Origin of the sequence: Haemophilus sputorum CCUG 13788 (assembly GCF_000238795.1) — a bacterium.
GTDB classification, from domain to species: Bacteria; Pseudomonadota; Gammaproteobacteria; order Enterobacterales; family Pasteurellaceae; genus Haemophilus_A; species Haemophilus_A sputorum.
The window spans coordinates 117499-139593 of sequence record NZ_AFNK01000006.1 but is presented as its reverse complement, the minus strand read 5'-3'; the positions used below and the strand labels follow the sequence as shown (position 1 = coordinate 139593).

General features: G+C 40.5%; 24 protein-coding genes and 2 tRNA genes. 22 read left to right on the top strand and 4 right to left on the bottom strand.

The window, feature by feature from the left end:
• Window positions 1-95: 95 nt before the first annotated feature.
• Complete coding sequence (locus HSP_RS0101840; protein ID WP_007526801.1) at window positions 96-386, bottom strand: Bor family protein; 291 nt, start codon at window positions 384-386, stop codon at window positions 96-98.
• A gap of 11 nt (window positions 387-397) precedes the next feature.
• Window positions 398-694, bottom strand: coding sequence for a Bor family protein (locus HSP_RS0101835; protein WP_007526642.1), 297 nt, complete (start codon window positions 692-694; stop codon window positions 398-400).
• Between the two features lie 193 nt (window positions 695-887).
• Here HSP_RS0101835 and HSP_RS0101830 point away from each other — a divergent pair, with 193 nt between their 5' ends.
• From HSP_RS0101830 to HSP_RS0101785, 10 genes are all read left to right on the top strand, one after another.
• On the top strand, window positions 888-2081 hold the full coding sequence (locus HSP_RS0101830) for a cupin domain-containing protein (protein ID WP_007526967.1): 1194 nt from the start codon (window positions 888-890) through the stop codon (window positions 2079-2081).
• Between the two features lie 57 nt (window positions 2082-2138).
• On the top strand, window positions 2139-2981 hold the full coding sequence (locus tag HSP_RS0101825) for a glycosyltransferase family 8 protein (protein WP_007526843.1): 843 nt from the start codon (window positions 2139-2141) through the stop codon (window positions 2979-2981).
• Window positions 2982-3097: 116 nt separating this feature from the next.
• Entirely contained in the window at window positions 3098-4813 is a 1716-nt protein-coding gene (gene proS, locus HSP_RS0101820; protein WP_007526926.1) for a proline--tRNA ligase, read from the top strand.
• Window positions 4814-5154: 341 nt separating this feature from the next.
• A complete protein-coding gene (locus HSP_RS0101815; protein ID WP_007526646.1) occupies window positions 5155-6519 on the top strand; it encodes a diaminobutyrate--2-oxoglutarate transaminase in 1365 nt (454 codons plus the stop codon).
• A gap of 97 nt (window positions 6520-6616) precedes the next feature.
• Complete coding sequence (gene ddc / locus HSP_RS0101810; protein ID WP_007526962.1) at window positions 6617-8152, top strand: L-2,4-diaminobutyrate decarboxylase; 1536 nt, start codon at window positions 6617-6619, stop codon at window positions 8150-8152.
• An 86-nt stretch (window positions 8153-8238) separates the two neighbouring features.
• Window positions 8239-8955: a DUF4184 family protein gene (locus HSP_RS0101805; RefSeq protein WP_007526781.1), complete on the top strand. Its 717-nt coding sequence runs from the start codon at window positions 8239-8241 to the stop codon at window positions 8953-8955.
• 130 nt (window positions 8956-9085) lie between these two features.
• Complete coding sequence (locus HSP_RS0101800; RefSeq protein WP_007526857.1) at window positions 9086-9418, top strand: MaoP family protein; 333 nt, start codon at window positions 9086-9088, stop codon at window positions 9416-9418.
• Between the two features lie 52 nt (window positions 9419-9470).
• A complete protein-coding gene (gene trmA / locus HSP_RS0101795; RefSeq protein ID WP_007526664.1) occupies window positions 9471-10577 on the top strand; it encodes a tRNA (uridine(54)-C5)-methyltransferase TrmA in 1107 nt (368 codons plus the stop codon).
• Window positions 10578-10671: 94 nt separating this feature from the next.
• Window positions 10672-10761: transfer RNA gene (locus tag HSP_RS0101790), tRNA-Ser, on the top strand.
• 75 nt (window positions 10762-10836) lie between these two features.
• Window positions 10837-10926 (top strand) — tRNA-Ser (locus tag HSP_RS0101785).
• Window positions 10927-11071: 145 nt separating this feature from the next.
• Here the strand turns inward: HSP_RS0101785 and HSP_RS0101780 are convergent.
• On the bottom strand, window positions 11072-11848 hold the full coding sequence (locus HSP_RS0101780) for a DUF5358 family protein (protein ID WP_007526864.1): 777 nt from the start codon (window positions 11846-11848) through the stop codon (window positions 11072-11074).
• A 92-nt stretch (window positions 11849-11940) separates the two neighbouring features.
• On the opposite strand from HSP_RS0101780, the gene HSP_RS0101775 reads away from it, so the two are divergent.
• The 5 genes from HSP_RS0101775 (at window position 11941) to ftsN (ending at window position 15920) form a co-directional block, all read left to right on the top strand.
• Window positions 11941-12288, top strand: a complete 348-nt coding sequence (locus HSP_RS0101775; protein WP_007526707.1) for an ArsC family reductase — start codon at window positions 11941-11943, stop codon at window positions 12286-12288.
• Between the two features lie 26 nt (window positions 12289-12314).
• On the top strand, window positions 12315-13451 hold the full coding sequence (gene dapE / locus HSP_RS0101770) for a succinyl-diaminopimelate desuccinylase (RefSeq protein WP_007526885.1): 1137 nt from the start codon (window positions 12315-12317) through the stop codon (window positions 13449-13451).
• Between the two features lie 8 nt (window positions 13452-13459).
• Window positions 13460-14125 carry a M15 family metallopeptidase gene (locus tag HSP_RS0101765; RefSeq protein ID WP_007526701.1) on the top strand — a complete coding sequence of 222 codons (666 nt, stop codon included), beginning with the start codon at window positions 13460-13462 and terminating at the stop codon, window positions 14123-14125.
• Complete coding sequence (locus HSP_RS0101760) at window positions 14122-14874, top strand: class I SAM-dependent methyltransferase (RefSeq protein WP_007526799.1); 753 nt, start codon at window positions 14122-14124, stop codon at window positions 14872-14874. The genes HSP_RS0101765 and HSP_RS0101760 overlap by 4 nt, the downstream gene beginning before the upstream one ends.
• A gap of 128 nt (window positions 14875-15002) precedes the next feature.
• On the top strand, window positions 15003-15920 hold the full coding sequence (gene ftsN, locus HSP_RS0101755) for a cell division protein FtsN (RefSeq protein WP_010128277.1): 918 nt from the start codon (window positions 15003-15005) through the stop codon (window positions 15918-15920).
• A 61-nt stretch (window positions 15921-15981) separates the two neighbouring features.
• Here ftsN and HSP_RS0101750 read toward each other — a convergent pair whose 3' ends face one another.
• The gene (locus HSP_RS0101750; protein WP_007526918.1) at window positions 15982-16335 is read right to left on the bottom strand and encodes a DUF805 domain-containing protein; all 354 of its coding nucleotides are present in this window, start codon (window positions 16333-16335) and stop codon (window positions 15982-15984) included.
• Between the two features lie 134 nt (window positions 16336-16469).
• On the opposite strand from HSP_RS0101750, the gene HSP_RS0101745 reads away from it, so the two are divergent.
• The 7 genes from HSP_RS0101745 (at window position 16470) to lolE (ending at window position 22061) form a co-directional block, all read left to right on the top strand.
• Entirely contained in the window at window positions 16470-16829 is a 360-nt protein-coding gene (locus HSP_RS0101745) for a helix-turn-helix domain-containing protein (RefSeq protein WP_007526727.1), read from the top strand.
• On the top strand, window positions 16829-17824 hold the full coding sequence (lpxK, locus tag HSP_RS0101740; protein WP_007526874.1) for a tetraacyldisaccharide 4'-kinase: 996 nt from the start codon (window positions 16829-16831) through the stop codon (window positions 17822-17824). The genes HSP_RS0101745 and lpxK overlap by 1 nt, the downstream gene beginning before the upstream one ends.
• Window positions 17825-17856: 32 nt before the next feature.
• A complete protein-coding gene (gene recR / locus HSP_RS0101735) occupies window positions 17857-18462 on the top strand; it encodes a recombination mediator RecR (protein WP_010128275.1) in 606 nt (201 codons plus the stop codon).
• Between the two features lie 60 nt (window positions 18463-18522).
• Window positions 18523-18849 (top strand): Grx4 family monothiol glutaredoxin, encoded by a 327-nt coding sequence (gene grxD / locus HSP_RS0101730; protein ID WP_007526903.1) that lies wholly within the window; start codon window positions 18523-18525, stop codon window positions 18847-18849.
• 93 nt (window positions 18850-18942) lie between these two features.
• The gene (locus tag HSP_RS0101725) at window positions 18943-20115 is read left to right on the top strand and encodes a lipoprotein-releasing ABC transporter permease subunit (protein WP_010128274.1); all 1173 of its coding nucleotides are present in this window, start codon (window positions 18943-18945) and stop codon (window positions 20113-20115) included.
• Window positions 20116-20130: 15 nt separating this feature from the next.
• The gene (gene lolD / locus HSP_RS0101720) at window positions 20131-20811 is read left to right on the top strand and encodes a lipoprotein-releasing ABC transporter ATP-binding protein LolD (RefSeq protein WP_007526793.1); all 681 of its coding nucleotides are present in this window, start codon (window positions 20131-20133) and stop codon (window positions 20809-20811) included.
• Entirely contained in the window at window positions 20811-22061 is a 1251-nt protein-coding gene (gene lolE, locus HSP_RS0101715) for a lipoprotein-releasing ABC transporter permease subunit LolE (RefSeq protein WP_010128273.1), read from the top strand. The genes lolD and lolE overlap by 1 nt, the downstream gene beginning before the upstream one ends.
• The last annotated feature ends 34 nt before the right edge of the window (window positions 22062-22095 follow it).

Sequence of the window (22095 nt, the reverse complement as noted above, 5' to 3'; positions counted from 1 at the left end):
AAGCATGATAGGTATCAGCATAAAACGTGTCAAACATTCAATAAAAAAGGCCAACGTATAAAATTTATATCGTTAGCCTTTTTTAAGTTTTTAAATTATTGGCAGTAAACGCGAGCAGTACGAGGTGTATAAATACCTAATGTCACGAGTCCTAATAAAACGTTTGGTGCAGTTAATTCACTTTCAACTTTTGCAATTTTTGCTTCACCACCACAAACTTCAACGGCATTAACTGTTTTTTCTTGACCGATACCAAATAAGAAGAATGTTTGGCTGTCTTCATAGGTTAATTTACCTGCTGGGCTTTTTACATAAGCGGTTTGTGTTGAACAAGCAGAAAGTAATAATGTTGTACCCGCTAATAGTGTTGCTAAAAATTTTTTCATCGTATTACTCCTTATTTGCAATAAATTCTCATATCACGTGGTGAATAGATGCCATAAGAGATAAGACCCAAGAAACCATTTAAGAAGGTTTGCTGAGTTTGTACTTTTGCGACACTACCGTTAGGACATACTTCCTTGGTATCTTTTTCAGATTGCTGACCAATTCCCCCAACAAAGAAATGTTGCATTTTGTCATAGCTTGCGGTTTGCGAAGCTGTTTGATTAGACACAATATAAGTTTGTGTGGAACAGCCAGCTAATCCGGCAAGTAATACTGCTGCACTTGCGGCTACTGCGAGTTTTTTCATAAAGACCTCATTTATTTTAGGTGGAAATTTCACTTCAATTACAGCGGTAACGCTCGGTTTTGTCAAGCAAGACTGGCGGTTTAATATCATTTTTGAGAACTACTCCACACTTTTATCAATCTTTCCGTGAATTATTGCTAAAACCTCGCTAGAATAGGGCTAATTGCAACACAAGACCAAGAAGGAACGCTTTATGATCATTCCATTCTGTTTACCTGAACACATTTCGCCGCATGACTTTTTGCAAAATTATTGGCAAAAACGACCGCTTCTTATTCGCCAAGGCTTGCCGCAAATTATCGGTTTGTTTGAGCCAGAAGATATTTTAGATTTGGCGCAAGAAGAGGATGTAACTGCTCGTTTAATTCAATGCGAAGACGGACAATGGTCGGTTAAACGCAGCCCGCTCGAGGCGGAAGATTTGCAAAACTTACCTGCGCAATGGTCAGTCATGGTGCAAAACCTTGAACAATGGTCAACAGAATTAGGTGAACTTTGGCAAGCATTTGGCTTTATCCCACAATGGCAGCGTGATGACATTATGGTGTCTTGCTCGCCAAAAGGTGGCACGGTTGGTAAGCACTACGATGAATACGATGTATTTTTAGTGCAAGGTTATGGTGAACGCCGCTGGCAAGTGGGTAAATGGTGTGATCCTTCTACTGAATTCCAACCAAATCAACCTATCCGTATTTTCGATGATATGGGCGATTTAGTGGTGGATGAAATCATGCAGCCAGGCGATGTACTCTATATTCCTTCTCGTATGGCGCATTATGGTGTATCAGAAAGCGATTCTTTAACTTTCTCATTCGGCTTACGTTTCCCGAATGCGGCAGATTTATTAGAGAAATTAACCGAGAATTTAGCCCAACAACAAGAAAGTGCTGGGGTGTCTGAATTCCATATTCCATTCCGTCTTTCACCAAATGTACAGCCGAATGCCCAGCTTGATCCGAAAATGGTCGCGACCTTAAAACGTCAATTGATTAACTTGTTGCAAGAATCTGACCAATTTGATTCACTCTTTGAACAAGCCGTTGCCAAAGCGGTAAGTAGCCGTCGTTACGAACAGCTGCAAGAGGAAGAAGAGTATTATCCAGATGAAGTGCAAGAAGTATTAGAATCTGGCGGTTGGGTGCAACAAGATGCCAATGTGAAAATGCTTTATACCGAGAACCCGAAACGTGTTTACGTGAATGGCGAGTGGATTGATGAGCTGAACGAAGCTGAAATGAACTTGCTGATTCGCATTGCGAACGGCGATTCGGTTTCGTGGAATAAATTGGCCTCTAAAGCAAAAGATCAAGAAGAGCTGGAATTACTTCTAGATACCCTTTGTGATTGGTTAGATCAAGGTTGGTTAGTGCTAGAAGAAGCGGAATAAATTATTATTTCAAATAAATACACATATATTTTGAGAACTTAAAACTAAGGAAATTCAATGTCAAAAATCAATGTAGTTTTAGCTACAGATGCAAATTATCTTCGGTATGTTGAAGTTACGCTAAAATCACTGCTAGCACATAATCAGAATTTATCTGTTTTTATTATGTATACTGGTGATGTTAGCCCTGAATGGGGGGATAGATTAAAGCCTTATTTTGAAAAAAGAAATAGCACATTAAAATTAGTTTATTTTGATGAAAATCATTTGGCGTCGTTCAATCCTAGTACTTATATTTCCACAACGACTTATTTGCGTTTTTATATTCCATCGCTGTTTCAATATAGTGAAAGCCCTTATTGGATTTATTTAGATTGTGATATTGTCATTAATGGAGATGTCACGCGTCCATTTTATCTGTATAATTTTGAAAATTATGCTCTTGGTGCAGTTTCTGATCCTTATGTTAATTCACTAGGTCATTCTTATGTCAATCAAGATTATTTTAATGCTGGTGTACTTTATTTAAATAAAAATAAATTACAATCAGGCAATTATGCTTCATTTACTTCTGATTTACTTAGTTTGGCTAATGAATTGAAAGATAAGATTTTATTTGGAGATCAGGATTTATTAAACTTTTATTTTAAAGATAATTGGGTTTCATTATCCCAAGAGTATAATTTCCAATTAGCCAATATGAAATTATACAATAAAGAACAAAAAGTAAATCCTGCTATTATTCATTTTACAGGTGCAGCTAAGCCACTAGGGCCTGTATATATAGATTATGAATGTGTAAAAAAGGTTGTTCCATTATTTAGAATATATGATTCAGCCTCTTGGGATGATATTGTTAACCTTCCAATAGGAACGATCACACTAAAAATCTCCGACTAGATGTTTAACAAGCGGTTAGATTTTAGGAAGAATTTGCAAAATTCTTTAAGAATCTGGCCGCTTTTTGTTTTAAAATAGCGCCATTTTGAATCGAAATTTACGAAATAGGAAAAACAATGCGTACAAGTCAGTATTTATTTTCAACGCTTAAAGAGACCCCGAATGATGCACAAGTGGTAAGCCACCAGCTAATGTTGCGTGCAGGGATGATCCGCCCAATGGCATCAGGCTTATATAACTGGTTGCCAACAGGGATTAAAGTGTTGAAAAAAGTGGAAAATATTATCCGTGAAGAGATGAACAAAGGTGGTGCGATTGAAGTGTTAATGCCAGTTGTACAACCTGCTGAGCTTTGGCAAGAATCTGGTCGCTGGGAGCAATATGGCCCAGAATTATTACGTTTTGTTGATCGTGGCAACCGTGATTTCGTATTAGGCCCAACTCACGAAGAAGTGATTACTGATTTAGTGCGCAGAGAAGTGTCTTCATATAAACAATTACCACTGAATTTATACCAAATCCAAACTAAATTCCGTGATGAAGTTCGCCCACGTTTTGGGGTAATGCGTTCTCGCGAATTTATTATGAAAGATGCGTATTCTTTCCACACTACCCAAGAAAGTTTGCAAGAAACTTATGATGTGATGTATCAAGTTTATAGCAATATTTTCAACCGTTTAGGATTAGATTTCCGTGCAGTACAAGCGGATACGGGTTCAATCGGGGGTTCAGCTTCACACGAGTTCCAAGTGTTAGCTTCAAGCGGTGAAGATGATGTGGTGTTCTCAACAGAATCTGATTTTGCAGCAAACATTGAGTTAGCTGAAGCTGTGGCAGTAGGTGAGCGTCAAGCGCCAACAGCTGCAATGGAGTTAGTCGATACGCCAAACGCAAAAACGATTGCAGAATTAGTCGAACAATTCAATTTACCAATTGAAAAAACGGTTAAAACCCTTATTGTGAAAGGCGCTGATGAAAATCAACCGCTTGTTGCTTTAGTGATTCGTGGCGACCATGAATTAAACGAAATTAAAGCACAAAAACACCCATTAGTTGCTGATCCATTTGAGTTTGCAGACGAAGCTGAAATCAAAGCAAAAATTGGCGCCAGTGTTGGTTCATTAGGGGTGGTTAATCTTCCCATTCCTGCGATTATTGATCGTAGCGTGGCATTGATGTCAGATTTCAGCTGTGGTGCAAACGTGGATGGCAAACATTACTTCAACGTAAACTGGGAACGTGATGTGGCAATGCCAGAAACTTTCGACTTACGTAATGTAGTTGAAGGCGACCCAAGCCCAGATGGCAAAGGTGTATTACAAATCAAACGCGGTATTGAAGTTGGTCATATTTTCCAATTAGGAAAAAAATATTCTGAAGCAATGAAAGCGACTGTACAAGGTGAAGATGGTAAACCGCTTGTTATGACGATGGGTTGTTATGGTATTGGTGTTACCCGTGTTGTGGCTTCTGCAATTGAGCAACATCACGATGAGCGCGGTATTATTTGGCCATCAGATGAAATTGCACCATTTACAGTGGCGATTGTGCCGATGAATATGCACAAATCTGAAAAAGTCCAAGCTTTTGCAGAAGATCTGTATAAAACCTTAAAAGCACAAGGTGTGGATGTAATTTTCGATGATCGTAAAGAGCGTCCGGGTGTGATGTTTGCTGATATGGAACTTATTGGCGTGCCACATATGGTAGTAATTGGTGAGAAAAACCTTGATAACGGCGAGATTGAATATAAAAACCGCCGTACAGGTGAAAAACAGATGATTGCAAAAGAAGCTTTATTAGCGTTTTTAAAAGAAAATGTGAAAGCCTAAGTTATCAAGAATAGCCCGCAGATTTCTGCGGGTTATTTTTTAAATTGACAGCAAACGTTTGCCTAGAATTCGCCCACTTGTGCGACAAGCGGTAGAATTTTCTTTCTATTTTGCAGTAAAAATGTACAATAAGCCCGTTCTGATGTAGCCCTACATCAAACTGTTTCCAACCTAGCCAACCTCTTTGGGCAATTAGGGTAAAAACAAAAAAGCTGAAACGCTTTTTTTAATAAGTAGCGAGTCAAATGCCCCATGGCGTCTGTTTTTTAGAAACAGAAAGTTTAGGCTTCCCGCAAGGCACCCGACTTATTTTTTTCACCTCTTTTAGAAGGTTTTAATCAATGACAATTACCACTCCTGTAAAAGCAATTCTTGCTTCCAATAAACACTTTTTAGATCGCCAAGATGCAATGGAATCAAACGTTCGTAGCTATCCGCGTAAATTACCTTTTGCTTATGAAAAAGCAGAAGGCTGCTGGGTTACTGACGTTGAAGGCAACAAATACCTTGATTTCTTAGCCGGTGCTGGCACCTTAGCATTAGGGCATAACCACCCTGTGTTAATGCAGGCGATTCGTGATGTGTTAGATAGCGGTTTGCCTTTACACACACTGGATTTAACGACCCCATTAAAAGATGCATTCACTGAAGAATTATTGTCGTTCTTCCCGAAAGATGAATACATTTTACAATTCACCGGCCCATCAGGCGCAGATGCAAATGAAGCGGCAATTAAATTAGCGAAAACTTATACTGGCCGCGGTAACGTAATTGCGTTCTCTGGCGGTTTCCATGGTATGACTCATGGCGCATTATCACTAACGGGTAACTTAGGTGCGAAAAATGCCGTGCAAAACTTAATGCCAGGCGTGCAATTCTTACCTTATCCGCACGAATACCGTTGTCCATTTGGCATTGGTGGTGAAGCTGGTGCAAAAGCCGTTGAACATTATTTTGAACACTTTATTGAAGATGTTGAAAGCGGTGTAGTAAAACCAGCTGCGGTAATTTTAGAAGCGATTCAAGGCGAAGGTGGTGTTGTGCCAGCGCCAATTAGCTTCTTACAAAAAGTCCGTGAAGTAACCCAAAAACATGGCATTTTAATGATTGTAGATGAAGTGCAAGCGGGCTTCTGCCGTTCAGGAAAAATGTTTGCGTTTGAACATGCGGGCATTCAACCTGATATCGTTGTGATGTCAAAAGCGGTAGGCGGTAGCTTGCCATTAGCCGTGCTTGCAATCAAAAAAGAATTTGATGCTTGGCAACCAGCAGGTCATACTGGTACTTTCCGTGGTAACCAATTAGCGATGGCAACAGGTTATGCTTCACTAAAAATCATGCGTAATGAAAACTTAGCGCAAAATGCTAAAGAACGTGGCGAGTACTTAACCAACGCATTACGCGAATTAAGCAAAGAATACCCATGTATCGGTAACGTGCGTGGTAAAGGCTTAATGATGGGGATTGATATTGTTGATGAACGTCAAGCCAAAGATGCAACAGGCGCATACCCACAAGATGGCGAACTTGCGGTCGCTATCCAAAAAGCCTGCTTTAATAATAAATTATTGTTAGAGCGCGGCGGACGTGGCGGTAACGTTGTGCGTGTACTTTGTGCGGTAAACATCAATCAAGCAGAATGTGAAGAGTTTATTAAACGCTTTAAACAATCTGTTGTAGATGCATTAAAAGCCGTACGTGGTTAATCAAGAGCGGTCCAGATTTTGCAAATGTTTTGCGAAATTTGACCGCTTGTATTCCCCCTCTTTGTCAAAGAGGGGAATTTTTTAGGAAAGAATGGCTATGTCAGACCTTAAACAACATAAACAATCCCTTTTTTGTCGCGATGAGCAGTCGATTAAAGACTATGAAAATGCGATGAATAAAGCCGTGCAAGCGGTCTCAAATTGGTTAAAAAACGACAAAATGTACACGGGTGGCTCAATCAAACAAATGCGTGCTTTGATTGATGGATTCAAACCAAGCCAAGCTGGCGTAGGCGTAGAAAATGCGCTGGATCACCTCGTTGAAATTTTCTTAAATCCAAGTTTAAAAGTACATCATCCCCATTCATTAGCGCATTTACATTGCCCAACGATGGTTACTAGCCAAATTGCGGAAGTGTTAATCAATGCCACGAACCAATCTATGGACTCTTGGGATCAAAGCCCAGCAGGTTCAATTATGGAAGAGCATTTGATTGATTGGTTACGCCAAAAAGTAGGCTATGGACAAGGTACTTCTGGGGTGTTTACCTCGGGCGGTACACAGTCTAACTTAATGGGCATATTATTAGCTCGCGATTGGGCGATTGCGAATCACTGGAAAAATGAAGATGGTTCAGAATGGTCGGTGCAACGTGATGGTATTCCCGTTGATGCCATGAAGAAAGTTAAAGTCATTTGTTCAGAGAATGCGCATTTTTCTGTGCAAAAAAATATGGCAATGATGGGAATGGGCTTCCAATCTGTGGTTACTTTGCCATCGAATGCCAATGCACAAATGGATGTCAATGCGCTTGAACAAACTTTGGCGCAATTAAAAGCAGAAGGTAAAATAGTTGCTTGTATTGTGGCGACGGCAGGCACCACCGATGCGGGTGCGATTGATGATCTAAAAGCGATTCGAAAACTGGCTGATGAATACCAAGCATGGTTACACGTTGATGCCGCTTGGGGCGGTGCGTTATTGCTTTCTAAAGAATTCCGTCATTTCTTAGATGGCATTGAGCTAACAGATTCAATTACACTTGATTTCCACAAGCACTTCTTCCAAACCATTTCTTGTGGAGCATTCTTGCTTAAAGATCAAGCGAACTATCGTTTTATTGATTACAAAGCAGATTATCTTAATTCAGAATATGATGAAGAGCACGGCGTACCAAACTTAGTGGCAAAATCTCTACAAACAACGCGTCGTTTTGATGCCTTAAAATTATGGTTTACCGTGGAAGCATTAGGCGAAGAACTCTACGCTTCAATGATTGACCATGGTGTCAAATTGACCAAAGAAGTAGAAGGTTATATCAATGAAGCCGAAGAGTTAGAAATGCTCGTGCCAACGCAGTTCGCATCAGTGCTATTCCGTGTAGTGCCAAAAGGCTATCCAGCAGAATTTTTAGATGCCTTAAACCAAAATGTGGCGGATGAACTTTTTGCCCGTGGCGAAGCGAATATTGGTGTTACTAAAGTTGGCGATAAGCAATCCCTGAAAATGACGACATTAAGCCCGATTGCTACGCTTGAAAACGTAAAAGCATTGTTGGCTCAAGTCTTAGCTGAAGCAAACCGCATTAAAGATGCGATTGCAAACGGCACCTATGTACCCCCGATTGACTAATTGGTAAATTAGCCTCTAAAAATAACCGCTTGTATGAGAGAATTTATACAAGCGGTTAATTTATTCTCGTAACAATCTGAATTGCTATGCCATTTACACTTGCACATCCTGCAATTATTTTGCCTCTTTCTCATCGATATTTTCATTTTCCAGCATTAGTTTTGGGCTCAATGTCGCCTGATTTTATTTACTATTTATCAGGAAAGCCGGCAGATGGCGGGCATACGATTTTTCATAGCGAGTGGCTGAATTTACCGCTTTGCTTATGCTTTTATGCGATCTATGTTGCGGTATTAAAAGTGCCACTTTGGGCTAATTTGCCTCAACGTTGGTCGCACCGTTTGCCTGATTCACCTCGTCGTCCCCTGTGGTTATGGCTACTGATTTTTCTCTTTTCCGCTTGGGTAGGTATGTTGTCGCACATTTTCTTAGATAACTTCACGCATGGATCAGGCACTTTCGTTCGTGCGTTGCCATTTTTACAACAAGAATTTTATATTCCAATGTATAAGTGGTGTCAGTATGGCGGAACTGTTTTAGGATTGGTTTGTATTGCGTGGTATTTGCGGACGACGGCGAAACGTTATCCTCATACTAGCACGCAAACAACTCGCCAAAAAAGCCAATTTTGGTTGCTAACTTTCGTGTTATCTAGTGTTACTTTTGTTGGTTGGAATATGATGGATTTTATTCCATTAAAACAACATGGAATTTGGATTGTACGTGCTGTGGATTGCTTTGTTATGGCGCTATTTATTGTGAGTATTCCTCATAAATTTCGAATGACAAGCGGTCAAATTTGAAGGTTTTTTTGTAAAAAATTGATGAGAATCGACCGCTTGTTGCATTAAATCTTGCATATTCGTTAGCGGTTTGCTTTAATAGAGCGTTAATTTTCTTTTGGCAATTTCAAGTAAAAATAAGAGGCATATTATGGCAGAAAGTTTTAGTGTTACCCGTCGTTATTTTGATGATAAAAACTATCCACGCGGTTTCTCTCGCCACGGCGATTTTACTATCCGTGAAGCACAAACTTTAGAGCAATTCGGTCAAGCGTGTTTAGCATTAGAATTAGGCGAGCGTAAGCCGGTAACTCAAGAAGAAGAACGCTTTGTTGCTGTGATGAAAGGTGATGAAATTGCCCAAAGCATTATTGAGAAATCTTGGTTAAAATATCGTTCTTTAACGACTAAAACCAAACGTATTTATACCCTTTCAGGCAATGCAGGCAGCGATGCCGGCGATGATTTCAGCGCGACAGAATAGTCCTAATCTCTACCCCTCTGCTATCAGAGGGGCATTTTTTTCATTTCCTGTTATGACATTACCTATTGAGCAATACCCCGAACTACTTGCAAAAAAAGTAGAAAATCTGACCGCTTTATTAGCGCCATTTAATCCACCAGCTTTAGATGTATTTGAATCTGCGCCAAATCATTTTCGTATGCGCGCAGAGTTTCGCCTTTGGCATGATAAAAATGCGGCTGGCGAGGATGAGTTGTATCACATTATGTTTGATCAAGCGACCAAGCAGCGCTATCGTGTGGATGAGTTTCCGATTGCGAGTGTCCTCATCAATCAAATGATGAAGGCGTTATTAGCTGAAATTCAAGGTAATGAAGTGCTCACCCGTAAGCTATTTCAGGTGGATTACCTCAGCACATTAAGTGGCGAAATTGCAGTTTCTTTGCTTTATCATAAAAAGCTTGATGAACAATGGGAAAGTGAGGCAAAAGCGCTTAAAACGCGACTGACGAAGCAAGGATTTAATGTTCAAATTATTGGGCGCGCAACCAAGCAAAAAATTGCTTTAGATTGTGATTATGTAGAAGAAGTGCTTAAGGTGGATGGTAAATCGTTGATTTATCGTCAGGTTGAAAATAGTTTCACCCAACCTAATGCACAGATGAACATTAAAATGCTTGAATGGGCAAGAGAGTGTACCCGAAATAGTGAAGGCGATTTGTTAGAGCTTTACTGTGGTAACGGGAATTTCTCCATTGCATTAGCTGAAAATTTTCGAAAAGTATTGGCGACTGAAATTTCTAAATCTTCTGTGAATTCTGCACAATATAACATTGTGCAAAATGGTGTAGAAAATTTACAGATTATTCGAATGTCGGCTGAAGAATTCACTCAAGCAATGAATGGTGTGCGTGAGTTTAATCGTTTAAAAGGCATTGATTTAAAAGCGTATGAATGTAACACCATTTTTGTTGACCCACCAAGAGCTGGGTTAGATCAAGCAACTTTAGATATGGTGCAAGGTTATGAGCGTATTTTATATATTTCTTGCAATCCTGAAACATTAGCGGAAAACTTAAACCAGCTTTGCCAAACACATAGAGTTGAGAGAGCAGCATTATTTGATCAGTTCCCTTATACCCATCATATTGAAAGTGGCGTTTGGTTAATCAGAAAATAGCTTTTTTGTTTAATATAAATACAATCAAAAGTATTTTTATGAATTCTATTTGACAGCGCAACTTTCTCTCGGTATGATTGCGCCTGTTTTCAACGGAGGAATGGTCGAGTGGTTGAAGGCACCGGTCTTGAAAACCGGCGAGGGTTTACGCCCTCCGTGAGTTCGAATCTCACTTCCTCCGCCATCAAATTTTAACTTGTTGATTTTTCAGTAAGTTTTCTCTTTTTAGAGAGTACAATTTAGAATATGTTTTCAACACGGAGGAATGGTCGAGTGGTTGAAGGCACCGGTCTTGAAAACCGGCGAGGGTTTACGCCCTCCGTGAGTTCGAATCTCACTTCCTCCGCCATTATTTAAGCCGCTTGTTTTTACAAGCGGTTTTTTCTTACCTAAAATTTACCAAATGTATAATAAAAAGCGGAAAAGAATAGTTTCTTTTCCGCTTGTGAGTTTTAGTTAATCAGCCAGTAAATTTAACCGCTTGTATCTTAAAACTAGAAATGAATTACTTCGCTTTTAAACGGTTCGTTATTGATACGAATTTGCTCATCACCATCATAGCTTGAAGGGGCCGGCCCCACAGCTGGTGGCGTTGGTGTCGTTTCCGGTTTTGGCGGTGTTACTGGTGTTACTGGTGTTGCTGGTGCTGTTGGCGTCGTTGATTGAGCCGGTGGCATTGGCAACATTGGCGCAGTATCCTGTGTGGTAATTTCTTCATCTAAAATGTCACTTTCGCTATACACGTTTGGTATTGGTGGCAATTTAATCTTAATTGCTTGGCGGTTTAGTTGTACATTTTTCTTTTTGGTAACTTTATTCTCAAGCGTTTTAGTTGCTTGTGGTTGCGCTTGTGCCAATTTCACTAAAGTGCCGTATTCTTTACGTAATTCATTACACCAACTTTTGCCAAATTTTGCTTTTTTGGTGTGGTTAAATTTACGTAGTTTTGCCGCTGCATATTGTTGTGAAGATGGGCTTTGGCTTAAGATTTGATAATTTTGCTCACCAATGACTTGTAATAATGGGTGATTATAAATAGCCATTTGATATAGAAACGGTTGCGCAGCAGCAATGCGATTGCTCTCTTTAGGGAACAAGCATTGTTGCGCCTTATTTTTCTCGATAACCCATTTTTTGGCTAATTCATCAGATATTTTATATTTTGTGGCTGGTTTGGGTTGATTTGCGGTATGATTAGCCCTCGTGTATGTTTCACTAGAACAGGCACTGAGTAAGCATATCATTCCGCAAGTAAGCAGAATTTTATTCATAATATTTCCTCATTTTGTAGATCGAATCAATTATAGCAAGAAATCCGACTAGAAGTGATGGGTAAATATAATTTTAATTAAAAGGGCATAATATGACGATTATTGTTTATGGTATTAAAAATTGTGACACGGTAAAAAAAGCACTTAATTGGCTTTCAGCGCATCATGTTGAGCATCGTTTGCATGACTATCGTGTAGATGGGTTAGATGTAAATTGGTTAAATCAAGCGGAAAAGGCTTTTGGCTGGGAAGCATTAGTCAATAAGCGCTCAACGACTTGGAGAAACCTTGATCAAGCAGTTAAGGATAATCTAGATCGCGCCAGCGCATTAAAAGTATTAGCTGAACAACCAACGCTAATTAAGCGCCCAATTATTTTACAAGATGAGCTTGCCCTGATTGGATTTGACGAGAAAGCGTATGGTGTAGCTTTTCCCTAATGCTTTAAATAAGGAATCAACAGAAGATGAAATCACAAATTATTGAGCTTGCTCAAGCGTTAATTCGCAGAGAATCAATTAGCCCTGAAGATGCGGGTTGTCAACAAGTGATTGCGAATAGGCTAGCAGCACAAGGATTTCAAATTGAATGGATGCCGTTTGGTGAAACATTAAATTTATGGGCTACTCACGGTTGCGATGCTGAACCTTGTGTGGTTTTTGCTGGGCATACTGATGTTGTGCCAGTTGGTGATTTACAAGCTTGGCAATATCCACCATTCTCTGCGGAAATTGTGGATGGCATGCTCTATGGGCGTGGTGCTGCAGATATGAAAGGTTCACTGGCAGCTTTGGTGATTGCGGCTGAGAATTTTGTGAAGCATCATCCTAATCATCGTGGCAAAATTGCGCTGCTGATTACCTCTGATGAAGAAGCAGCGGCAAAAGATGGAACGGTTAAAGTGGTTGAAGCCTTAATGGCACGCCAAGAAATCGTGAACTATGCTGTGGTAGGCGAGCCTTCAAGTAGCCAAGTATTGGGTGATGTGATTAAAAACGGACGCCGTGGTTCAATCACGGGTAACCTTTATATAGAAGGGATTCAAGGCCATGTTGCTTACCCGCATTTAGCGGAAAATCCAGTGCATACAGCCTTAGGTTTCTTAACCGAATTAACTACGTATCAATGGGATCAGGGAAATGAATTTTTCCCAGCAACAAGCTTGCAAATTGCGAATATTCAAGCAGGAACTGGCAGTAATAATGTGATTCCAGGTGAACTTTATGTTCAATTTAACTTACGCTATTGCACAGAAGTTACTGATGAAATCATTAAAACCACGGTTGCCAAAATGCTAGAAAAGCATGGTTTGAAATATCGAATCAGTTGGAATTTATCGGGTAAGCCATTTCTTGCAGGTCACGGAAAGTTAGTTCAAGCTGCTAAGCAAGCGGTCGAAAATGTAACGCAAATTACACCGAAATTAGATACTAGTGGTGGGACGTCTGATGGTCGTTTTATTGCTCTGATGGGCGCAGAAGTCGTCGAATTCGGACCATTAAATCGCACTATTCATAAAGTCAATGAATGTGTCAGTGTTGAAGATTTGGCAAAATGTGGTGAAGTTTATTATCAAATTTTAACCAATTTACTCGAAGCATAGGAAAGTATATGGATAATTTAACGGCTTTATTAACAGGCAAAAGTCGAGCACATTTGGTTGCTTTACCAAATCCATTATCAGATAAACATTACTTACAAGCTGAAGTGGTGGAAGTATTTCTGGCTTTACAAGCAGCGGCAAAACAAGCAGGGTTTAATTTGCAACCCGCTTCTACGTATCGAGACTTTGAGCGTCAACTGTCAATTTGGAATGCGAAGTTTGAAGGACAACGCAAGGTGCATGATGATGCTGGTAATCCAATAGACGTAAGCAAATTGGATGAATGGCAGAAAATTCAAGCGATTTTACGTTGGTCTGCGGTGCCGGGAATGAGTCGCCACCATTGGGGAACTGAAATTGATATTTTTGACCCAGATCTTCTCCCTGAAGGCAAAACTTTGCAGCTTGAGCCTTGGGAATATGAAGAAGGCGGATATTTTGCACCGTTAGCTGAATGGTTACATCAACATGCCGCTGAGTTTGGCTTCTATTTTCCATTTGATGGCATTCACAATACACAGGTTGGCTTTGAGCCTTGGCATATCAGTTATCAATCAATTTCAGCACGATATGAAAAACAATTTAATGCAGAAATGTTGCAAATCGCTTGGCAAAATGAACCGCTTGCAGGCAAAGATTGTTTACTAGCACATTTGGATGAGTGGTTTGTATGATTCAACTAATTAACGAGTCTGCGCAAAAAGAGAAATTTCACGCAATTTGTGATAAGTGGCAACTTACACATCAATCAGAAAGTCCGCTTGCTTTAGTCTTAACAGACAAGCGTTTAGAGCTCCGTAAGCTAGATGAGCCTAAATTAGGGGCAATTGCCGTGGATTTTGTCGAAGGGGTGATGGCTCATCGCCGTAAGTTTGGTGGTGGACGAGGAGAGGCGGTTGCCAAAGCAGTTGGAATTAAAGGGAATGATTGCCCAACGGTCATTGACGCAACAGCAGGTCTTGGGCGTGATGCTTTTGTATTAGCTGCAATTGGGTGTAAAGTGCGTTTGGTTGAGCGCCATCCAGTCGTCGCGGCATTATTAGAAGATGGTTTAGCTCGTGCGTATGCTGATGCAGAAATCGGCAAGTTTATGCAAGAAAGGATGCAATTAGTGGCTGTTTCTCATATTGCACAACTGGATTGTGAGAAAGAACAAGCTGACGTGGTTTATTTAGATCCGATGTATCCGCATAAACAAAAAAGTGCATTAGTGAAAAAAGAGATGCGTGTTTTTCAACATTTGGTTGGAGCGGATTTAGACGCAGATAGTTTATTTTTACCCGCAAAAGCTTTAGCACGAAAACGAGTGGTTGTGAAACGTCCGGATTATGCGCAGTTTATGGCAGATATGAAGCCAGATTTTTCGCATACTACCAAAAATCATCGTTTCGATATTTATCTTTCTCATCAATCGGGAAATTAAATTAAACTTTTATTCACAAAAGTTTACAATAATTTTGATACAACTGTTTTTTAAACGATAGGCAAGCGGTTGTTTTTTCAGTAAAATTTACGAATTTCATTCTATATAAAATTGATAAGGTAACCATTGTGCCTCAACGTGACTATATGGCTCGCTCTAAAAAGAAAAAGGGCGGCATGAACAAATCAACATTATTTTCGCTCATCATTGTTTTATTGTTAGCAGCAGGACTAGGTTTATGGCTCTTAAAAGAAAATGCGCCAGCTCCTGTGATTCCGAACAATGTGCAAGTTCAGGTGCCAACACAAAAATCAAGCAATTTGCCTAGCCGACCAGAAGAAGTGTACAGCTATATTCGTGATTTAGAATCTCGAGAAGTGATAACCGATAGTAGCAAAAAATCACAAGAAAAATTAGCTCAACTGACTAAAGAACAGATTCAACAGTTTGAAGAAAAGCGTAAGCAAGAAGAAGCAGCCCGCTTAAATGCAGAAAAAACGCAGCAAGTAGAAACTACCGCAACAAATACTGAAACGCAAACTGCTCAAAGTACAGCAAATAATACGGCTACCGCGCAGCCAACTACCTCTGCAACGCCAGCGCCAAGCGCTGAACAAATTGCTGCTCAGAAAGCTCAAGAGCAAAAAGCTGCAGAAGAAAAGCGTAAGCAGGCAGAGCTCAAAAAACAGCAAGAATTAGCGAAAAAAGCAGAACAAGTTAAACAGGCTGAAGCAGCTAAAGCGGCGGAACAAGCAAAAGTGGAAACAGCCAAAAAAGCTGAAACGCCAAAAGAAACCACAGCTAAACCAGCAGAAAAACCAGCTGCTACTGCAGGGCGTTTTGGATTACAATGCGGGGCATTTAAAAATAAAGCACAAGCAGAGAATATGCAGGCTCGTTTAGCAATGTCAGGTTTTAATGCACGTATTGTGAGCAGCGGAGAATGGAATCGAGTCTTTGTCGGCCCAGTTGGCGACCGTGCAGCTGCAGCCAATGCGCAATCTAACGCTCGTAGCGTAGCTGAATGTTTGATTGTAACGATGTAATAAAACATAAAAAAACCGCCTATTGGCGGTTTTTTGTTTTAGCAAGATAATCAAATTAGGATTATGCTGGATCTACTAATTTAGGATTGTCACCATATTGGTTGCTTTGTAGCTGACCTTCAAGGCACATAAAGATAATTAAAACGATGCTAACAAATGGAACAAGACCAAGTAATAACCACCACGCGCTACGACCTGTGTCATGTAAGCGACGCACGGTTACCGCTAAGCTTGGTAAAAGAGTTGCTAAAGCGTAAATGATAGTCACAATACCTGTACCACCTAATACGCCATCAATTACCATGGCAATGCAAGCGGCGATGATATTGAAAAGTGTGAACATCCAATATTCTTTTCTTCTTGCGCGACCAGAGAAAGTTGTATATTTCTTAAGAACGGCTAAATACCAATTCATAATAAAACCTCGTGATAATAGTAGAGTTAAAGAAGGCAGTATTCTAAGGATTGTATGAAAAGGATACAATCCACAAATTTGCTCCTTTAGGGAACAAATGTTATCCTTTGCTCTACAGTTTGTGGGTGTTTGATATGAAAATCAATGAAAAAATTAAACAGCTTCGTGAAGTGCGCCAATGGACCCAAGAAGAAATGGCGCAGAAGCTGAATATGACAACAAAAGGCTATGCCAAAATAGAGCGAGGCGAAACGCTGTCTAATTTGCCTCGACTTGAGCAAATTGCCGAAATTTTTGGCATGCATATTTGCCAATTATTATCTTATGGTGAAGAAGGAAACCTTTATGCACGCAACGCGGATCAAGAAACTGAAACACTTAGGCTGATTCTTTTGCATAAAGAGGAATTGCTCGCACATAAAAACGAAATTATTGAAAATCAAAAACGCGAATTATTGTTACTGCGTGAAATGATCGAGACATTAAAAAAATAATGAAACTTTGGCAAACAAAATCTGTACTGACTTGGCTGCTTTCGCCCCTTTCCATGCTTTTTTGGCTGATTAGCCAAACACGCCGATGGTTATATCAGAAAAATATTTTGAAATCTTACCGTGCTCCTGTACCTGTATTGGTTGTGGGGAATATTTCCGTCGGGGGAAATGGTAAAACGCCAGTCGTTGTTTGGCTAGTAGAACAGCTGCAGGCAAAAGGCATAAGGGTAGGCGTTATTTCTCGTGGCTATGGCGGTAAAACAAAACAGTTTCCGCAGTTAGTCACAAATTCAAGCTCTGCCGAAATGGTGGGTGATGAGCCTGTGCTCATTGTACAGCGAACAGGCGTGGCATTAGCAATATCACCAAATCGCCGCCAAAGTATTGAGCTATTGCTCAGTCAGTTTCCGCTGGATTTGATTATTGCAGATGATGGTTTGCAACATTATGCGCTCGCACGCGATATTGAATGGGTTGTTGTTGATGGCGTGCGCCGTTTTGGTAACGGTTTTTTACTGCCAGCAGGTGGGCTGCGTGAGCTACCGAGTAGACTCAAACAGGTGCAAGCAGTCATTTGCAACGGTGGGCAGCCGCAAACTGGCGAACATTTCATGACATTAGAACCTGAATGGGCAGTCAATCTTGTGACCCACGAACGCCGTTTATTAACCGAATTTACTAAAACGCCTTGCGTTGCGATTGCAGGGATTGGTCACCCCCCACGCTTTTTTGAAATGTTAAAAGGCTTAGGCATTCGATTGCGTGATGAAGTAGGTTTTGCTGATCATCAACCTTTTGAACTTAAACAATTACAGGCATTAGCTGAAGTTGACACACCGTTATTGATGACAGAAAAAGATGCCGTGAAGTGCCAAGCCTTTGCGCAATCTAATTGGTGGTATGTGCCGGTTTCTGCAAAATTTTCTGAAAAATCGACCGCTTGTTTGCTTCAACCTATCTTGGAAAAAGTAGCAAAATTGGGTGAAAAGCACTAGAATGTGCCGTTTTGTTTTGTCGGTAAAATTTTATGCAAACCAGTCCTTTACTTGAAAATTTGATGGAAGCCTTGCGGGCATTGCCGGGAGTGGGGCCAAAATCGGCTCAGCGAATGGCATTTCATCTGCTGCAACGCAATCGTGCAGGGGGCGTGAACCTTGCTAAAGCGTTGCATGAAGCTATGACCCATATTGGGCATTGCCAAAGTTGCCGTACCTTCACCGAAGAAGAGGAATGTAACATCTGCAAGAATCCGCGTCGTCAAATGAGCGGACAGCTTTGTGTTGTGGAAATGCCGGAAGATATTCAAGTGATTGAGCAAACCGGTCAATTTTCAGGACGTTATTTTGTATTGATGGGACATTTGTCGCCGATTGATGGTATTGGGCCACGCGAAATCGGGTTAGATTTATTACAACAGCGCTTAGAGCATGAATCTTTCCATGAAGTGATTTTAGCGACGAATCCAACCATTGAAGGTGATGCAACTGCCAATTATATTGCAGAAATGTGTCATCAATATAATGTGAAAACCAGTCGTATTGCGCACGGTGTGCCGGTTGGTGGTTCATTAGAAATGGTAGATGGGACGACCCTTTCTCATGCATTTACGGGTAGACGAGAGATTGCACTTTAGTTCTTAATAAAATCTGATACAATCACTCGGCTATTTTTTAGATAATCCTTAGAGGTAACAATGGAAACGATTGAAAAAATCAAAAAACAAATTAGCGAGAACCCAATTTTACTTTACATGAAAGGTTCTCCAAAATTCCCTTCATGTGGTTTCTCTGCACGTGCAGTAGAAGCAGTGATTAGCTGCCAAGTACCATTTGGTTATGTAGATATTTTAACTAACCCAGATATTCGTGCAGAATTACCAAAATTTGCAAACTGGCCAACTTTCCCACAATTATGGGTAGAAGGCGAATTAGTGGGTGGTTGTGACATTGTTTTAGAAATGGCACAAAAAGGCGAATTACAAAGCTTATTAAAAGAAGTCGCTGAGCGTCATCCGGCTTAATTTATCTCCCTCAAAACAAGCGGTTATTTTTATGCAGAGTTTTGCAAAAATTCAGTATAATTTGACCGCTTGTTTTATTTTATGACCAGAAATATGAATTTAACCCCTTTATTTATTGCCTTTCGTTATTGGCGCACGAAAAGCGCCGACCGTTTCGGGCGTTTGGTAACTAACCTCGCCAGCCTTGGTATTACGCTAGGTGTGATGGCGCTTGTGATTGTACTTTCCGTGATGAACGGTTTAGAAAATATGCAAAAGCGCAATCTCCTTTCCCATTTACCGCATGCCATTATTGCCCCGCAAGAAGGACATTTTACGCAGAATGAAAAATTAACCCTGCCAGATTTTGTGCAAAAAAGCACGGCGATTAACCGTGCGAATGTCATTATTCAAAGCCAAAGTGGTATTCAAGCAGGGCAGCTAATTGGTGTGACGAAAGCAGAAGACGATCCTCTGCTAGATGAACAAGCAGTTGCTGAGCGTTTGCCCGCAGGTGAATTTAAGGTACTTATCGGTAGCCAATTAGCGCATAAACTAAATTTAAGTATAGGCGAGAAAATTCGTTTGATGATTACCGAGAATAGCCAATATACGCCAATGGGAAGAATTCCAGTTCAGCGTTTATTTGAAATTTCGGGTATCTATCCAAGTCAAAGCAGTGCCAGCGAATATACGCTATTTGCGAATTTGACGGATGTAGGGCGTCTTCTTCGTATTGCGCCTGAAGAAGTACAAGGCGTGCGCTTATTCTTGCAAGACCCATTCCAAGTAACAGAACTTGCACAAACTTTTGATGAAGCACATTACCAAATTAGCGACTGGCGTGAACAAAAAGGTGAGTTTTTCCAAGCTGTCCGGATGGAAAAAAATATGATGGGGTTATTGATTAGCCTAATTATTATTGTTGCAATTTCTAATATTGTGACTTCATTAAGTCTGATGGTGGTGGATAAACAAGGTGAGATCGCCATTTTACAAACTCAAGGGCTTAAGAAAAGATCGGTTATGGCCATTTTTGTTTTCCAAGGAGCCATTGTGGGTGTCATTGGCGCATTTATTGGTGGTGGGCTAGGCGTGTTAATTAGCCACTACTTAGACCAAATTGTTGCACTCTTTAACCCAATGCTGCTTTTACCGACAGAAATTTCGAGTACACAAGTTGCAGTGATTATTACAAGCTCGATTGGATTATCACTGCTCTGCACCCTTTACCCAGCCTACCGCGCAGCAAAAATTGAACCTGCGCAGGCGTTAAGATATGAATAATAAAAAGGCTAAACCATGACAACATTATTGCGCTGTGAAAATATCAGCAAGTTTTATGAAGAAGGCGAACAGCAAGTTCAAGTATTAAAAAATGTTTCTTTTTCGATGGAAAAAGGTGAGCTAGTGGCAATCGTTGGGAGTTCTGGTTCAGGTAAAAGTACCTTACTACATAGTTTAGGTGGCTTAGACCAACCGAGTGCTGGCGAGGTTTGGATTGCGGATCAATCGTTACAAAAATTGAGTGCCAATCAGTTAGCCGATTTGCGTAATCGCTATTTAGGCTTCGTTTATCAATTCCATCATTTGATGGCAGATTTTACGGCGCTGGAAAATGTCATGATGCCGATGTTAATCGGGCGTCAGAACAAAAGCGAAGCGGCAGATCGTGCTGAGAAAATGCTACAAGCGGTCGGATTATCACATCGAATTACGCATCGTCCATCGGCTCTTTCAGGTGGTGAGCGCCAACGGGTTGCAATTGCGCGTGCTTTAGTCAATAACCCATCGCTTGTATTGGCAGATGAACCTACAGGGAACTTAGATCAGAAAACTACAGAAAGTATTTTCGATTTAATCAAACAGCTAAATCATGAGCAAAATATTGCCTTCTTATTAGTGACACACGATTTGAATCTCGCGCAAAAACTCTCTCGTCGTTTTGTCATGCGTGATGGTATTTTAACTGAGGAAGCCTAATGAATACCCCATTTTTTATTAGCTGGCGGTATCAGCGAGGCAAGCAGAAAAACCGCCTTGTTTCACTAATCTCTCTTTTTTCAAGCGTAGGGATTGCGCTTGGGGTTGCCGTGTTGATTATTGGTTTAAGTGCGATGAATGGTTTTGAGCGTGAGCTTAATCAGCGCGTACTTTCTGTTGTGCCACACGTGGAACTCTATTCTTACAATGGAAATGAAAATGTGCCAATTCAGGCGGGGGAGCGTTTAGAGAAATTAGTTAGCGAGAATCCGAATGTGAGCGCTGTTTCGCCATTCGTGAGTTTTACTGGACTGATTGAAAACGGTAGCCAACTTAAAATTGCACAAGTGCGTGGAGTTGACCCGAAAAAGCAAGACCAAGTGAGCCAATTAAGTCATTATATTCCGGCAGAACAATGGCAAGCGTTTCACCAAGAGGGTGGGCTTATTTTAGGTGCAGGTATTGCTAAAGATTTATCGGTTGAAGCAGGCGATGAAGTTACTTTATTACTTCCGCAACCGACTGAAGATGGTAAATTAGCCCAGCCGTTACGTTTTAGTTTGCCAGTAACGGGTATTTTGAAATTAGAAGGGCAGCTAGACCACAGTTATGCGTTATTGCCATTAACCAAAGCACAAGAGCTGTTGGAATATAGCCCTCAAGAAATTTCAGGGGTTGAGCTTTCTTTAAAATCGCCGTTTGCGGTTAATCAACTGGCGCTCCCTGAGTTAAATGCTTTTGAGCAACCACTTTATCTCAATACTTGGATAGACAAATTTGGCTATATGTATAACGACATTCAGCTGATTCGTGCGGTGATGTATATTGCAATGGTATTAGTGATTGGCGTGGCTTGTTTTAATATTATTTCCACTTTAATTATGGCAGTAAAAGACAAGCAAGGAGATATTGCGATTATGCGTACGCTGGGTGCTAATAATCGTTTTATTAAGCAGATTTTCCTTTGGTATGGACTGATTTCAGGTATGAAAGGTGCAGTAATTGGCTTAATTTTAGGCGTATTGCTGGCACTAAATTTAACCGCAATTATCAAATCTTTAGAACAATTCTTCGGGGTTAAATTGCTTTCAGATGGTATCTACTTTATTGATTTCCTTCCAAGCGAATTACATTGGCAAGATATTGTTTATGTATTACTTGCCACTCTCGTGCTAAGTTTGTGTGCGAGCCTCTATCCGGCATCGCGTGCTGCAAAACTTTCTCCTGCGCAGGTCTTAAGCGGACATTGATTTTAAGCCATTCGAAAGAATGGCTTTTTCTTTG

What these genes read in the sequence shown, in the direction of transcription:
- lolD (WP_007526793.1), top strand. Translation starts at nt 20,131, where the DNA reads ATGACAACATTATTGCGCTGTGAAAATATCAGCAAGTTTTATGAAGAA.
- HSP_RS0101815 (WP_007526646.1), top strand. Translation starts at nt 5,155, where the DNA reads ATGACAATTACCACTCCTGTAAAAGCAATTCTTGCTTCCAATAAACAC.
- trmA (WP_007526664.1), top strand. Translation starts at nt 9,471, where the DNA reads ATGACATTACCTATTGAGCAATACCCCGAACTACTTGCAAAAAAAGTA.
- HSP_RS0101725 (WP_010128274.1), top strand. Translation starts at nt 18,943, where the DNA reads ATGAATTTAACCCCTTTATTTATTGCCTTTCGTTATTGGCGCACGAAA.
- HSP_RS0101750 (WP_007526918.1), bottom strand. Translation starts at nt 16,335, where the DNA reads ATGAATTGGTATTTAGCCGTTCTTAAGAAATATACAACTTTCTCTGGT.
- HSP_RS0101840 (WP_007526801.1), bottom strand. Translation starts at nt 386, where the DNA reads ATGAAAAAATTTTTAGCAACACTATTAGCGGGTACAACATTATTACTT.
- HSP_RS0101835 (WP_007526642.1), bottom strand. Translation starts at nt 694, where the DNA reads ATGAAAAAACTCGCAGTAGCCGCAAGTGCAGCAGTATTACTTGCCGGA.
- lolE (WP_010128273.1), top strand. Translation starts at nt 20,811, where the DNA reads ATGAATACCCCATTTTTTATTAGCTGGCGGTATCAGCGAGGCAAGCAG.
- HSP_RS0101805 (WP_007526781.1), top strand. Translation starts at nt 8,239, where the DNA reads ATGCCATTTACACTTGCACATCCTGCAATTATTTTGCCTCTTTCTCAT.
- HSP_RS0101830 (WP_007526967.1), top strand. Translation starts at nt 888, where the DNA reads ATGATCATTCCATTCTGTTTACCTGAACACATTTCGCCGCATGACTTT.
- ddc (WP_007526962.1), top strand. Translation starts at nt 6,617, where the DNA reads ATGTCAGACCTTAAACAACATAAACAATCCCTTTTTTGTCGCGATGAG.
- dapE (WP_007526885.1), top strand. Translation starts at nt 12,315, where the DNA reads ATGAAATCACAAATTATTGAGCTTGCTCAAGCGTTAATTCGCAGAGAA.
- proS (WP_007526926.1), top strand. Translation starts at nt 3,098, where the DNA reads ATGCGTACAAGTCAGTATTTATTTTCAACGCTTAAAGAGACCCCGAAT.
- HSP_RS0101780 (WP_007526864.1), bottom strand. Translation starts at nt 11,848, where the DNA reads ATGAATAAAATTCTGCTTACTTGCGGAATGATATGCTTACTCAGTGCC.
- grxD (WP_007526903.1), top strand. Translation starts at nt 18,523, where the DNA reads ATGGAAACGATTGAAAAAATCAAAAAACAAATTAGCGAGAACCCAATT.
- HSP_RS0101825 (WP_007526843.1), top strand. Translation starts at nt 2,139, where the DNA reads ATGTCAAAAATCAATGTAGTTTTAGCTACAGATGCAAATTATCTTCGG.
- HSP_RS0101760 (WP_007526799.1), top strand. Translation starts at nt 14,122, where the DNA reads ATGATTCAACTAATTAACGAGTCTGCGCAAAAAGAGAAATTTCACGCA.
- HSP_RS0101765 (WP_007526701.1), top strand. Translation starts at nt 13,460, where the DNA reads ATGGATAATTTAACGGCTTTATTAACAGGCAAAAGTCGAGCACATTTG.
- HSP_RS0101775 (WP_007526707.1), top strand. Translation starts at nt 11,941, where the DNA reads ATGACGATTATTGTTTATGGTATTAAAAATTGTGACACGGTAAAAAAA.
- HSP_RS0101745 (WP_007526727.1), top strand. Translation starts at nt 16,470, where the DNA reads ATGAAAATCAATGAAAAAATTAAACAGCTTCGTGAAGTGCGCCAATGG.
- lpxK (WP_007526874.1), top strand. Translation starts at nt 16,829, where the DNA reads ATGAAACTTTGGCAAACAAAATCTGTACTGACTTGGCTGCTTTCGCCC.
- HSP_RS0101800 (WP_007526857.1), top strand. Translation starts at nt 9,086, where the DNA reads ATGGCAGAAAGTTTTAGTGTTACCCGTCGTTATTTTGATGATAAAAAC.
- recR (WP_010128275.1), top strand. Translation starts at nt 17,857, where the DNA reads ATGCAAACCAGTCCTTTACTTGAAAATTTGATGGAAGCCTTGCGGGCA.